The organism is Arthrobacter sp. ISL-65 (assembly GCF_018613795.1).
Classification (GTDB): Bacteria; Actinomycetota; Actinomycetes; order Actinomycetales; family Micrococcaceae; genus Arthrobacter.
Genome location: NZ_JAGGPN010000069.1, coordinates 1 through 12,537 on the forward strand (window position 1 = coordinate 1; position 12,537 = coordinate 12,537).

Genomic DNA, 12,537 nt, shown 5'->3' on the forward strand with positions numbered 1-12,537 from the left:
CCTCACAGACACTTGAGGCCCTTAGGAAGCGCTTCCCAGGGGCCCCAAGTGTCCGTTCGCGCAAGCGTGGTGCTGGCGGCCGGCCTAGCCGATGAGCGCCAGGACCGAACCGGCGGTAACCACTTCTCCGGCCCCGGCCCCGGCCGCGACGCCGGAGACGACTCCGCCGCGGTGGGCGGGAACGCTGGTTTCCATCTTCATCGCCTCCAGGACCACCACCGGATCTCCGGCAGCCACCTCGGCGCCCGGCTCCACGAGCCACTTCACCACGGAGCCGCTCATGGCGGCGCGGAGCTGCGCCGGGTCGGAGGCGCCGGACCCACCGTCGGGAGAGCCAGCGGCAGGCGCGGCCCCCAGTCCGCCGGGAAGGGCCTGGCCTGAGCGGGCCCAGCCGTCCAGCAGGTCGGCGGGAAGTCCGACGGCGAGCCGACGGCCGTCCAGGTCCACGGTGATGGTGCGCCGTCGGCCTTCGGGACCGGTGGGGCTGAAATCAGGATCGGCCGGGATCTGGCCGGCGAAGTCCGTCTCGATCCAGCGGGTGTGGATGTCCAGGCCGGTCTCCGAAGTGAAGTCCTGCGCCTCCACCACCGCGCGGTGGAACGGCAGGACCGTGGCCACTCCGCCGATGCTGATCTCCGCCAGCGCGCGGCGGGCCCGCCGCAGCGCCTGCTGGCGGTCGGCTCCGGTGACGATCAGCTTCGCCAGGAGCGAGTCGAACTGCGGTGCCACGAAGGAGCCGGACCGGACTCCGGTGTCCACCCGGATGCCGGGGCCGGTGGGCGCGGTGAACTCGGTGAGAGTGCCGGGGGAGGGCAGGAAGCCGCGCCCCACGTCCTCGGCGTTGATCCTGAATTCAAAGGCATGGCCCCGCGGAGCCGGATCGTCCGTAAGTGACAGCCGTTCCCCGGCGGCGATCCGGAACTGCTCCTGGACCAGGTCGATCCCGGTGGTTTCCTCGGTGATGGGGTGTTCCACCTGCAGCCGCGTGTTCACCTCGAGGAAGGCGACGGTGCCATCGGCGGCGACCAGGAACTCTACCGTTCCCGCACCCGAGTAGCCGGCTTCCCGGCAAACTGCCTTGGCGGCGTCGTAAATCTGGACCCGCTGCCCGTCGTTGAGGAACGGCGCCGGGGCCTCCTCCACCAGCTTCTGGTGGCGGCGCTGGAGGGAACAGTCCCGGGTTCCGACGACGATGACGTTGCCGCGCGTATCGGCCAGCACCTGCGCCTCCACATGGCGCGGCCGGTCCAGGTAGCGTTCCACGAAGCATTCGCCACGGCCGAACGCAGCCACCGCCTCGCGCACGGCGGAGTCGAAGGCCTCCTCGACCTCCTCAATGTTCCGGACCACCTTCAGGCCGCGGCCGCCGCCGCCGAAGGCTGCCTTGATGGCGATCGGGAGCCCGTGCTCCGCCACGAAGGCGCGGGCCTCGGCGGCGGATTCCACCGGCCCGTCGCTGCCTGCCACGAGCGGGGCGCCAGCGCGAACCGCGATCGCGCGTGCCGTGATCTTGTTGCCCAGCTGGCGGATCGCCTCCGGCGACGGCCCGATCCACGCGAGTCCGGCATCCAGCACCGCCTGGGCAAAATCCGCGTTCTCGGACAGGAAGCCGTACCCGGGGTGGACAGCGTCCGCTCCGGAGGCGGCAGCAGCGCCCAGGAGTTTCTCGATGTTCAGGTACGTGTCCGCCGGGGAGTTGCCGCCAAGGCTGAACGCCTCGTCCGCGGCAGCGACGTGCATGGCGTCCGCGTCGATGTCTGCATATACAGCCACGGAGGCCAGCTGCGCGTCGTCGCAGGCTCGGGCGATGCGGACGGCAATTTCACCGCGGTTGGCAATGAGGACCTTGTGCATCAGTTGCTCGCTTTTCTGTCTGGAGTTTCTTCTGAGGGGCCGGCGGGGGCGGCAGTTTCGGGGGCGATGCGGAAGCGGATGCTGCCGCCGATCGGGACCTGGGCGGCCAGGTCGAGCTGGTGGTCCACCACCACGCCGATCACCGGGTACCCGCCTGTGATCGGATGGTCGGCGAGGAAGAGCACGGGCAGGCCTTCGGGCGGCATCTGGATGGCGCCGGCCACCGTTCCTTCGCTGGGAAGCTCACCGGCGCGGCTCCGCTCCAGGGGTGTTCCCTGCAGCCTCATGCCCACGCGGTTGGACTCAGGCTTGACCGTCCAGTCCTGCGCGCACAGTGAATCCAGGGCGGCCTGGTCGAACCAGTCCGCGCGCGGGCCCGGAACGATGTCCAGCACGGTGACGTCCTCGCCCGGATAGTCAGGCTGAATTTCCGGGCTGCCCACGACGCCGGACTCGGCCGCGCCGCCGGACGGCAGCAGCTGGCCGGCCGCCAGCGGCTTCGGTCCTATCCCGGACATGGTGTCCGTAGATCGGCTGCCCAGCACTGGCGGGGCATCGACGCCGCCGCGGACGGCTACATAGCTGCGGAAGCCGGCGTCGGGAACACCGATGGTGAGGATTTCGCCGTCGAGGAGGGCGAACGGCGCGGCCACCGGGACGGTGCGCTGCCGATCTTCTGTATCACCGGTTTCCGTTTCCTTGGGGGAGGCCGACGGCGTCACGACGGTGAGTGTCGACGGCGCCCCAGCAACGGCCAGGACCTGGTCCCCGACGGCCTGGAGCCTGAGTCCGCCGGAGACGGTCTCGATGGCGGCGGCCGACGGAGCGTTCCCGACGAGGCGGTTAGCCCTGCGGAGCGAGGCCCGGTCCAGCGCGCCGGCGGCGGAGACGCCGAGTGCTGAATGCCCCTGCCGGCCAAGGTCCTGGATGAGGCTGTGGATCCCGGGCGACAGGACACGGAGCCCGGAGGTGGTTTGCGGAACCTTCTGCAGGCTATCTGTCTGTTGGCTGTCCCCTTCAGCTGCGCCTGATCCTTCCGGTGCCAGCTGGACCACGTCGCGGACGGCGCGGAACTGGACCCGGTACCCGGGGCTGGCCAGCGCGGGTTCGGGGCGGTCGAGGTCCCACATTTTGGCTCCGGTGCGGCCGATAAGCTGCCAGCCTCCCGGCGACTTGCGCGGGTAGACGGCCGAGTAGTTGCCGGCCAGCGCCACCGAACCCGCCGGGACCGCCGTGCGCGGGGAACTCCGGCGCGGAACCTCCAGCGCCTGGTTCTCGCCCACCATGTACCCAAAGCCCGGTGCGAAGCCCGCGAAGGCAACGGTCCAGACCTGGTCCGTGTGGGCTGCAATCACGCCGTCGGCACCGAGGCCGGTCAGCTTCCCCACCTCGGCGAGATCCTCGCCGTCGTACACGGTGTCAATGACCACCAGGCCGCCGGCCTGCTCCGCCGGTGCCGTGAGGTCCAGCTCCAGGAGAGCCTGCCCGATGCGCCGTGCGGCCGCGGGGGATTCGGCCCTGACCATGACGGTCTCGGCGGCGGCCAGGACATCCTGCTGGCCCGGAAACGGAGCCTCGAGGAGCGCGGCCTGCAGGGCAAGGACATCCTGCGTTCCGGAAACCTCGGCGAGGATGGTGCGCGTTCCCACCGGCCGCACCGCGCGGACCCTGCCGGGGCGGGCGGCACTCGAAGGCGGAGTGTTTGGGGGCGAGTCCCAAGCGGGCTGGCCTGATGAGGGCATGTCAACAGTGTTTGCCATCGCGTCCTGAATCCGTCGTTTCATGCTAGACGAAGGCCTTGATGTTGATGCCGGCGGCGTCGAGCGCGCGCTTCACGGCCACGGCCATGGCCACCGCGCCGGGTGAATCCCCGTGGACGCACACCGATTCCGCGTTGATCAACAGGTCCGAGCCGTCGATCGCGGTGATGGCCTCCCCGGTGGTCATCTGCAGGACGCGGGCGGCAACGGCCTCCGGGTCCTCCAGGACTGACCCGGGCTGGGAGCGGGAAGTGAGCGTGCCGTCGGGGTTGTACGCACGGTCCGCGAATGCCTCGGAGACGGCGCGGAGCCCGGCCGTCTCCGCGAGCCGCAGCACCTCGGATCCGGGCAGGCCAAGGATGGGCAGGCCGGGATCCACCGCCTTCACCGCTTCCACGACGGCGCGTGCCTGGGCGGTGTTGTGGACGATGGCGTTGTAGAGGCCGCCGTGCGGCTTCACGTAGCGGACCCTGGTGCCGGCGGTCGCTGCCAATGCTTGCAGCGCGCCAATCTGGTAGACGACGTCGTCGGCCAACTCGCGCGGGTCGACCTCCATATAGCGGCGGCCGAATCCGGCCAAGTCGCGGTAGCCAACATGCGCCCCGACCACTACGCCTGCGTTGGTGGCGGCCTCGCAGGTTGCCCGGATGACGCTGGGGTCCCCGGCGTGGAATCCGCAGGCGACGTTGGCGCTCGACACGGAGGCCATCATTGCTGCATCGTCTCCCAGGCTCCATCGCCCGAAGGATTCACCGACGTCACTGTTCAAATCAATTGCGTGCATTGTGACCCTCATCTCAACTTGTCCTTACACAAGGATGCACCCTCCGACAGGAATGTTCAACAATTCAACAATCCCTTTGTGGTTGGTTCGTGTAAATTCGGTGTATGGCCACAGTCAATCCGAGTCCAGGCGTATCCCGGCTGCGCGTCGCCGTGCCCGCGGTGGCCACCCGCGTTGCGAGTGAGTTGCGGCTCCAAATTGCGGAAGGTGCGCTTCTTCCCGGGACGAAGCTGAAGGAGGAAGCACTCTCCGAGGAGCTCGGGGTCTCACGCAACACCGTACGCGAGGCGTTTGCCGAGCTCGCCAGCGAGCGCCTGGTGGTCCGCCAGCCCAACCGTGGGGTCTTTGTTGCCAGCCTCGAGGTCAGCGACATCCATGACGTTTACGCCGTCCGGCGCGCCATTGAAGTCAGTGCGGTCCGCGGTGGCGGTAGTGCCGAAAGCATCGCCGCCGTGCGCGCGGCCGTGGAGGAAGGGAAGCGCGCCGCCGAGGCCGGCGACAGCGAGGGGCTGGGCAGCGCGAACGCGCATTTCCATGGTGCCCTGGTGGCGATGGCCGGCAGTGAACGCCTGAATGTCATCATGTCGCAGGTGCTGGCCGAGATGCGGCTGTTCTTCCACAAGGCCTCCATTGCCGGCGGTTTCTACCAGGACTACCTCGCGGACAATGACCAGATCTGCAGGGCCCTCGAAGCCGGGGACAATGACCTCGCAGCCGAGCGCCTCCTCTCCTACCTCGCCAGGTCCGAAGAGCACCAGACCGCTGTCCACGCGTCCTAGCTGACGCGTCCCACTGGGCCCATACAGCGCGAACGGACACTTGTGGCCCCTGGGAAACGCTTCCCAGGGGCCACAAGTGTCCGTTCGCGCTTAATCGGTGCAGCCCTTCCACCCCTTGACGGTGTGATCCAGGTCGCGTACATTGTTCAACAAGTTCGGATTGTTCTACATTTCCACAATCCAACAGAACGCTCCGCTTTCGGCGGCTGTCCGGGGGAAGCCGCCAACCAGCCTCTAGTGCCCGCGCCTGTCAACGTCGCAGGCCCGGGCCGGCCGGCACACCAGCACATCCGCAGCACAGCGGATGGCATCCACACTCTCCATGGAGGAACAAATGGCCAATCAATCCGCAATGGCCTCCCGGGGTCCCAGGCCCGCTGTCGGGCGCAAGGGCATGTACAAAGCGTTCGCGGCCAGCCTCACCGGGACTGCACTGGAGTTCTACGACTTCGCGGTCTACTCCGCCGCGGCCGCCATCGTTTTCCCGCTGATCTTCTTCCCGGCCTCGGACCCCGTGACGGGCACCCTGCTGGCGTTCTCGACCTACGCGGTGGGCTATATTTCCCGGCCGGTCGGCGGCATCATTTTCGGCCGGCTCGGCGACGAGATCGGCCGCAAGAAAATCCTGGTCATCACGCTGATGCTGATCGGCGTCGCCACCTTCCTCATCGGCCTGCTGCCTACCTATGGCAACATCGGCATCCTGGCCCCGGCCATCCTCGTTTTCCTGCGGTTCGCGCAGGGCGTCGGCGTGGGCGGCGAGTGGGGCGGCGCGGTCCTGCTCTCCAGTGAATTCGGCGACCCGCGCCGCCGCGGCTTCTGGGCCTCGGCGGCACAGATCGGTCCGCCCGCCGGCAACCTGATGGCCAACGGTGCGCTCGCCGTCCTCACGCTCACCCTGTCCGAACAGGCCTTCCTGGACTACGGCTGGCGCATTGCTTTCCTGATCTCGGCCCTGCTGGTGGCGTTCGGCCTGTGGATCCGCCTCAAGCTCGAGGACACTCCCATCTTCAAGGCCATGGAAGCCCGGGGCGACCAGCCCAAGGCCCCGATCAGGGAAGTCCTCACCACGCAGCGCCGTCCGCTCCTTGCTGCGATGCTCAGCCGCATCGGCCCGGATGTCACCTACGCTTTGTGCACCGTCTTTACCCTGACGTACGGCATCCAGGAACTGGGCTTCGACCGCGGCCAGGTGCTCGTGGCGGTGCTGGTCGGTTCAGGACTGCAGCTGTTCACTATGCCGCTCGCGGGCGCCATCTCCGACCGGATCAACCGGCGCCTTGTTTACGGCATCGCGGCAGTGGCTGCCGCTGTCTGGGCCTACCTGTTCTTCATCGTTCTCGACGGCCGCTCCCCGGTGATGCTCGTGGTGGGAACGGTGCTCGGTCTGCTCTGCCATTCCTTCATGTACGGACCGCAGGCCGCGTTCGTCGTCGAGCAGTTCACGCCGCGGCTGCGCTCCACCGGCAGTTCGCTGGCCTACACCTTCGCAGGTATTATCGGCGGCGCCATCGCACCATTCATGTTCACCCTGCTGCAGAGCACCTTCCACAGCTGGGTCCCGGTGGCCATCTACCTCAGTGTCGCTTGCCTGCTGACACTCGTGGGCTTGGCCATCGGCCGGGACTCCAATGTCGCCGAGGACGAGGAATACCTGCAGGCATCCACCGAACTTGTGGAGAGCGGCACCCGATGAACCAGGCTAACGGACTCGTGGCGCCGGCCGAGGCCCGCCGGCAGTTCCGCAACGGCCTGGTCACCCCGACCTCCGGCTGGAGCGACGGCTACACGCAGGCGAACCTCATCGCGGTGACGGCGGACTATGCCGAGGAATTCCTCGAATTCTGCCGGCTCAATCCCAAGGCCTGCCCTGTCATCGACGTCATTCCGGCCGGGAAGTATGAGAGCTCCCTCGCCGCGGGCTCGGACATCCGGACCGACATCCCCGCCTACCGGGTGTGGGAGGACGGCGTCCTTTCCGCCGAGGTCCCCGACGCCACCCCGCTCTGGCGGGAGGGCATGGTGGGCGTGCTGATCGGCTGCAGCTTCACCTTCGAAGCCGCCCTGGCCAGCGCAGGCATCCCGCTGCGCCACACCGAAATGGGGCGCAACGTGCCCATGTACCGCACCAGCGTCGAGTGCGCCCCGGCAGGACGGATCCACGGCCCCCTGGTCGTCTCGATGCGCCCGATGCCGGCCGAACTGGTGGAAACCGCCATCAGCGTGACAGCGGAGGTGCCAAAGGTCCACGGCGCACCGATCCATGTCGGGTCACCCGAGGACCTGGGCATTGCCGATATTTCCCGGCCCGATTTCGGGGATCCGGTGGACATCCGGCCGGGGGAAGTGCCGGTCTTCTGGGCCTGCGGAGTCACACCGCAGAGCGCGGTGATGGCATCCAGGCCGGCGTTTGCGATCAGCCACGCGCCCGGGCACATGTTCATCACTGATATTCCGGAAAGCTCCTACCGCGTGCCGGCAGCGAATTAGCCAAGGCGAAAGGCGGGGCGGGGCCACCAAGGTGGCCCTGCCCCGCCGTCGTACTTCCCCGAAAACTGTCCGGCGGATCTAGAAACTCCGGGCGTTGGCCAGCACGGGCAGCTTTCCGCGGACGTCCGGGATGATGGCCGGGTCTATGTCCACCAGGGCCAGTTCGGGTTCGCCGCCCAGCGTCACCAGGGGAGAACCCAGCGGCGAAATCACCGCGCTGCGGCCGATCCCGGTGGGCGCAGCGCCGGCGGATGGAAGCCCGAGCGTGGCCGGATCGCCCTGCCCGCAGGCAACCACAAACGTGGTGCTGTCCACGGCCCGGGCGCGGACCAGCAGGTCCCACTGCTCGGCCTTTCCTTCCCCGGCACCCCAGGACGCGCAGACGATGTTGATGGCGGCGCCGGCCCTCGCATTGGCCGTGAACAGCGCAGGGAAGCGCACGTCGTAGCAGGTGGCCAGGCCGATGGCGGTGCCGTTGAGTTCGAAGGTCACCGGCGATGTTCCCGCATCCACCGAATCGGACTCGGCAAAGCCGAACGCGTCGAAGAGGTGGATCTTGTCGTAGGCCGTGTCGATGCCCGGGCCGGTCACCAGCAGGGTGTTCCGCACCCGTCCGCCCTCCCCAGGCGTGAACATGCCGGCGACGACGGCGATGTCCAGTTCCCTGGCAATGGCGCGTACGGCGGTGGCCCACGGCCCGTCCAGCGGTTCGGCGATATCTGCCAGCGGATTACCGAAGGCGCACATGGCCGCCTCGGGGAAAACCACCAGTTCGGCGCCGGCCCCTTTTGCCCGGGTGGCGTAATCTCGGACCAGCCCCAGGTTGGCCATGAGGTCGGCGCTGCTGACGATCTGGGCGACTGCTAAACGCATGAATCTGCTCTTCTCTGTTGTATACCTGATGTATGCGAAAAAGTTCGGGGACAGCGGCGTCCGGCCGGGAGAAAGCGTACGAGTACCTGCGCGAGAACATCCTGACCGACCCGGAGATGCAGGGCCGCTTCCTCAACGAGCAGGAGTTGGCCGCCCAAATCGGTGTCTCGCGCACCCCGGTCCGGGAGGCCCTGCTCCTGCTGGTCTCCGACGGGCTGGTGGAGCTGATCCCCCAGCGCGGGGCCTATGTTCCTCCGGTGACGGGCCGCGAAATTTCGGAACTGATGGAGCTGCGCGGCGTGCTGGAAAGCCACGCCGCCCGCCTGGTGATCGAACACCGGAGTGTGCCGGCCGACAAGATGCGGGATACCCTCGACCAGCAGGCCAGGCTGCCCGAAAACCCCGGCGCCGAGGCTGCGCAGGAGTTCATCCGGCTGGATACTCTCTTCCACCAGCAGCTCATCGACGCCGCCGGCAACGAGCTCATCTCCCGGACCTACAGCAAGCTCCACGTCCGGCAGGTCGTCGTCGGGGTTTCCGCCCTGTTCCGGACGGGAGGCCGGCGCCAGCAGGTGTGCTCCGAACACCAGGACATCCTCGATGCCCTGGTATCCGGAGATGCCGCGAAGGCGCAGGAGGCCATCGACCACCACCTGGCCGTCACCCGCGACATCCTGCTCCGCACCTGATGGAGTTTTTGTACAGATGATGGGACTTCGGAGCCCTTTAGCGCCCGATATCTGTACAAAAACTCGGAACAGCTAGAGGGATTCGCCGACGCCGGACTGCTGGCGCGCCGAAGCGGAGCCTTCCAGAAGCAGCCGGTAGTCCAGGTCCTCGATGGTGTCGTTGTCCCGGCCGAGTGCCAGTCCCACCAGCGTTACGGCTGCTGCCACCGCCACGTAGATGGCCACCGGAATCCAGGTTCCGAACTCGGCGAGCAGCAGGGTGAACAGCAGGGGCGCGATGGCGCCGCCGATGACGCCGGCGAAGGTGTACGCCAGCGAGCTGCCCGTGGACCGGAGCCGGGGGGAGAACTGCTCCACAATGAAGGCGGCCTGCGGGCCGTACATGAAGGAGTGGGCCATGAGGCCAAGGACGATGCCGATGATCAGCATCGGCTGGTTGTTCCCGCCCAGGACTCCGAAGAAGATAAACGTCCAGACGGCGCCGACCACAGCGCCGACGCCGTAGACCAGGCGGCGGTTGAAGCGGTCCGATACGGCGCCGGCCAGCGGGATCATGAACAGCTGGAAGGCGGAGCCGATCAGGACGGCGGTCAGTACCTGGTTGCGCTCGTAGCCGAGGACCTGGATGCCGTAGGTGAGCGTGAAGACCGTGAACAAGGCATACAGGACGTCCGGGCCCACGCGGCAGAGAATGGCGGCGATGAGCGGGCGAAGCTCCTTGCTGAAGACTTCACGGACGGGGGCGTTGGGCTGCTCGCCGTGGGCCTCGATGGCCTTGAAGATCGGGGTGTCCTCAAGCCGCAGACGGATCCAGAGGCCGAAGCCAACCAGTACTGCGGAGACCAGGAATGCGATGCGCCAGCCGAAGCTCAGGAACTGCTCCTCGGTGAGGGCGACGGTCAGGACGGCGAGCGCGCCGTTTGCCAGCAGGTTGCCGGCGGGCGGTCCCACCTGCGCGGCGGAAGCCCAGAATCCGCGGCGGTGCGGGTCGCCGTATTCACTGGAGAGCAGGACGGCGCCGCCCCATTCGCCGCCCACGCCCACGCCCTGCGCGAACCGCAGCAGGACCAGGATGACCCCGGCGGCGATGCCGATGCTGTCGTATCCGGGCAGCACGCCGATCAGCACCGTGGCCACGCCGATGATCATCAGCGTGGTGACCAGGACTTTCTTGCGGCCGATGCGGTCCCCTAGCCGGCCGAAGATGATGCCGCCGACCGGGCGTGAAACGTAGCCCACGGCGTAGGTGGAGAAGGCGAGGATGGTCCCGGTCAGGGGATCGGACGCCGGGAAAAAGACGACAGGAAATACGACGGCGGCTGCCGCCGAGTAGACGGCGAAGTCGTACCACTCAAGCGCGGTGCCGGTGAGGCTGGCGGCAAAGGCCTTGAACAGGCCCTTGGGGTGAATCGTCGGGTGCGGCGCCGGGTGCGGATGCGGCGCGCCGCCGGAAGCCGGAGCTGGGACGTTAGCCATGGTGTTGTCCTCCACGAGGTTCTTATAGTGACGCCTGTCACGCTGGCGTTAAATGTATACATTACGCATACTGGATGTACATTGGCGACCGTTTCCGGTTTCCGATCTGTAAATTTCCGCAGCAGCACATGCAAAGGATGGATCCACGATGACGACTCTGAGCTTTGAACTACCCGATGGCCGCACGCAGGACGTGGAGGTCAAGCACCTCCTGAATGCCGGCTACGCGGGGCGTGAGCAGGATGAGGTCCAGGCCCACATTGCTGAGCTCGCTGAACTCGGTGTTCCGGGGCCCACCACGACTCCAGCCCTGTATCCAGTGTCCCCCTATCTGGCCCAGCAGGTAGCGGAAGTTCGGGTCCAGCATGGGCGGACTTCCGGAGAGGCCGAATGGGCCATGGTGATCACCGAGGAAGGGGTGCTGCTCACCGTCGCCTGCGACCATACGGACCGCGCGCTGGAAGTGCATGGCGTGGCCTGGAGCAAGAACGCCAGCCCGGATGTGCTGGGGCGCAGGGCGTGGCGGCTGGATGACGTGCGGGAGCACCTGGACCAGATCACGCTCAAGGCCTGGGTGGGGGAGGGGGACGTCCCCGACACCCTCATCCAGGACAGCTCCCTCGAGGCCCTGCTGACCCCGGACTACTGGCTGGACGTCCTTACAGAACGCGGCCTGAATACACCCGGGACTGTCCTCATCTCCGGCACAGTGGCCATGACCAGCGGCGTGGACCAGTTTGCCCGCAGTTGGAAGGTGGAGATGTCTGATCCGGTGGCCGGAAACTCCGTCGACGTCCAGTATGTCGTGGAACAGATGGCTGAACCGATCGGCTAAACGCTGCCGGCCGCAAAAGGCAGGACGACGACGGCGGGAGCCTCCCGGCGTCGTCCGTCTACCGGTGATCCGGGGTGCTTAGGCGCGCCCCGCCTTGGGAGCCCCTGCCACGGGCGCTGTTCCCGCCGGGACCTCGCCGCGTGCCCGCCGCTTCCGCACTGTCAGGTAGAGCCGGTGGGCGGTGATCACCAGGGCCAGCCAGGCCGCGCCGAGTGCCCACGCGGCGAGGACGTCGGTCAGCCAGTGGTGGCCGAGGTACACCCTGCTCAAACCCATGGCAGCGGCGAAAACCGCGGCGGCCGCGCCGGTGAGGACCCGGCTCCGCGCCGTCTTCAGCCGCAGGACGATCAGGTAGGCGACGATCCCCGCGATCACCACCGCATTCAGGGAATGGCCGCTGGGGAACGAGGCCGAGTGTTCGTAGGGCGGCACGGCGTCGCTGAGATCGGGGCGGGTGCGGCCGATCAGCCGCTTGCCGGCGATGGTCATCAGCAGGGAGCCGAGGCCCGCGGTGACAATGAGGATGACGGGGGTCCACGACCGCCGCCGGTAGGCCAGGACGCCCATGACCGCCAAGGCCAGAATGGGCATGCCGATGGTTCCGCCCACGTCGGTGAAGGCCGTGATGGCGGCATCCAGGCCGGGGGATCGCAGGCTCTTGCCGGCCGCCAGCACCGGGTGGTCCAGGCCGGCCACCCCGTCGGCCCGGACCACCGACTCGTACACCTCGGCAAAGGCTGCGGTGAGGGCGGCGGCGATGACCGCTCCCAGCATCAGGGTCAGGACAAGGGCGCCGTGGGGGCCCAGGAACTGGCTGATGCGCTGGACGGCCCCGACCAAAAAACGGCCGAAGCGGCTCTGCCAGCGGGTGAGGTCCTTGCCGCCGACGGTTGTGTCCTGGTGGAGTTCGCCGCGCACGCCCGTCTGCGGTGTTCCCTGTTTGTCGGGCGACGGGCTGCCTGTCAGGAGTTTGTCAGTCAACGGCTTGTCAGTCAGC

Annotated in this window: 11 protein-coding genes; 5 read left to right on the plus strand and 6 right to left on the minus strand. The window is 67.6% G+C overall.

From position 1 onward, the window contains the following. Positions 1-84: 84 nt before the first annotated feature. Genes J7I85_RS24260 through J7I85_RS24270 form a run of 3 tightly spaced genes read right to left on the minus strand, consistent with a single transcriptional unit; the run spans position 85 to position 4,398 of the window. Entirely contained in the window at positions 85-1,854 is a 1,770-nt protein-coding gene (locus J7I85_RS24260) for a biotin carboxylase N-terminal domain-containing protein (protein ID WP_214858359.1), read from the minus strand. Beyond that, a complete protein-coding gene (locus J7I85_RS24265; protein ID WP_214858368.1) occupies positions 1,854-3,596 on the minus strand; it encodes a 5-oxoprolinase/urea amidolyase family protein in 1,743 nt (580 codons plus the stop codon). Before J7I85_RS24265 ends, J7I85_RS24260 begins: the two co-directional genes overlap by 1 nt. 43 nt (positions 3,597-3,639) lie before the next feature. Then, a complete protein-coding gene (locus tag J7I85_RS24270) occupies positions 3,640-4,398 on the minus strand; it encodes a LamB/YcsF family protein (protein WP_214858370.1) in 759 nt (252 codons plus the stop codon). A 104-nt stretch (positions 4,399-4,502) separates the two neighbouring features. On the opposite strand from J7I85_RS24270, the gene J7I85_RS24275 reads away from it, so the two are divergent. The 3 genes from J7I85_RS24275 (at position 4,503) to J7I85_RS24285 (ending at position 7,667) form a co-directional block, all read left to right on the plus strand. Further along, on the plus strand, positions 4,503-5,177 hold the full coding sequence (locus J7I85_RS24275; protein WP_214858372.1) for a GntR family transcriptional regulator: 675 nt from the start codon (positions 4,503-4,505) through the stop codon (positions 5,175-5,177). Positions 5,178-5,511: 334 nt separating this feature from the next. Beyond that, positions 5,512-6,873: an MFS transporter gene (locus J7I85_RS24280; protein WP_214858376.1), complete on the plus strand. Its 1,362-nt coding sequence runs from the start codon at positions 5,512-5,514 to the stop codon at positions 6,871-6,873. Then, on the plus strand, positions 6,870-7,667 hold the full coding sequence (locus tag J7I85_RS24285; RefSeq protein ID WP_214858379.1) for a putative hydro-lyase: 798 nt from the start codon (positions 6,870-6,872) through the stop codon (positions 7,665-7,667). Before J7I85_RS24280 ends, J7I85_RS24285 begins: the two co-directional genes overlap by 4 nt. Positions 7,668-7,745: 78 nt before the next feature. On the opposite strand, the gene J7I85_RS24290 is transcribed toward J7I85_RS24285, so the two are convergent. Then, complete coding sequence (locus J7I85_RS24290; protein ID WP_214858407.1) at positions 7,746-8,540, minus strand: carbon-nitrogen hydrolase family protein; 795 nt, start codon at positions 8,538-8,540, stop codon at positions 7,746-7,748. Positions 8,541-8,572: 32 nt separating this feature from the next. On the opposite strand from J7I85_RS24290, the gene J7I85_RS24295 reads away from it, so the two are divergent. Beyond that, positions 8,573-9,229 carry a GntR family transcriptional regulator gene (locus J7I85_RS24295; RefSeq protein WP_214858410.1) on the plus strand — a complete coding sequence of 219 codons (657 nt, stop codon included), beginning with the start codon at positions 8,573-8,575 and terminating at the stop codon, positions 9,227-9,229. 72 nt (positions 9,230-9,301) lie between these two features. On the opposite strand, the gene J7I85_RS24300 is transcribed toward J7I85_RS24295, so the two are convergent. After that, the gene (locus J7I85_RS24300; protein ID WP_214858413.1) at positions 9,302-10,705 is read right to left on the minus strand and encodes an MFS transporter; all 1,404 of its coding nucleotides are present in this window, start codon (positions 10,703-10,705) and stop codon (positions 9,302-9,304) included. 148 nt (positions 10,706-10,853) lie between these two features. Between J7I85_RS24300 and J7I85_RS24305 the strand changes: the two genes are divergently transcribed. Continuing rightward, the gene (locus tag J7I85_RS24305; protein ID WP_214858415.1) at positions 10,854-11,540 is read left to right on the plus strand and encodes a DUF2848 domain-containing protein; all 687 of its coding nucleotides are present in this window, start codon (positions 10,854-10,856) and stop codon (positions 11,538-11,540) included. A gap of 78 nt (positions 11,541-11,618) precedes the next feature. On the opposite strand, the gene J7I85_RS24310 is transcribed toward J7I85_RS24305, so the two are convergent. Further along, entirely contained in the window at positions 11,619-12,458 is an 840-nt protein-coding gene (locus tag J7I85_RS24310) for a phosphatase PAP2 family protein (protein WP_374102523.1), read from the minus strand. Positions 12,459-12,537 lie beyond the last annotated feature (79 nt).

Coding starts and splice junctions, on each gene's coding strand:
- J7I85_RS24260 (WP_214858359.1), bottom strand. CDS start 1,854: ATGCACAAGGTCCTCATTGCCAACCGCGGTGAAATTGCCGTCCGCATC.
- J7I85_RS24265 (WP_214858368.1), bottom strand. CDS start 3,596: ATGCCCTCATCAGGCCAGCCCGCTTGGGACTCGCCCCCAAACACTCCG.
- J7I85_RS24270 (WP_214858370.1), bottom strand. CDS start 4,398: ATGCACGCAATTGATTTGAACAGTGACGTCGGTGAATCCTTCGGGCGA.
- J7I85_RS24275 (WP_214858372.1), top strand. CDS start 4,503: ATGGCCACAGTCAATCCGAGTCCAGGCGTATCCCGGCTGCGCGTCGCC.
- J7I85_RS24280 (WP_214858376.1), top strand. CDS start 5,512: ATGGCCAATCAATCCGCAATGGCCTCCCGGGGTCCCAGGCCCGCTGTC.
- J7I85_RS24285 (WP_214858379.1), top strand. CDS start 6,870: ATGAACCAGGCTAACGGACTCGTGGCGCCGGCCGAGGCCCGCCGGCAG.
- J7I85_RS24290 (WP_214858407.1), bottom strand. CDS start 8,540: ATGCGTTTAGCAGTCGCCCAGATCGTCAGCAGCGCCGACCTCATGGCC.
- J7I85_RS24295 (WP_214858410.1), top strand. CDS start 8,573: ATGCGAAAAAGTTCGGGGACAGCGGCGTCCGGCCGGGAGAAAGCGTAC.
- J7I85_RS24300 (WP_214858413.1), bottom strand. CDS start 10,705: ATGGCTAACGTCCCAGCTCCGGCTTCCGGCGGCGCGCCGCATCCGCAC.
- J7I85_RS24305 (WP_214858415.1), top strand. CDS start 10,854: ATGACGACTCTGAGCTTTGAACTACCCGATGGCCGCACGCAGGACGTG.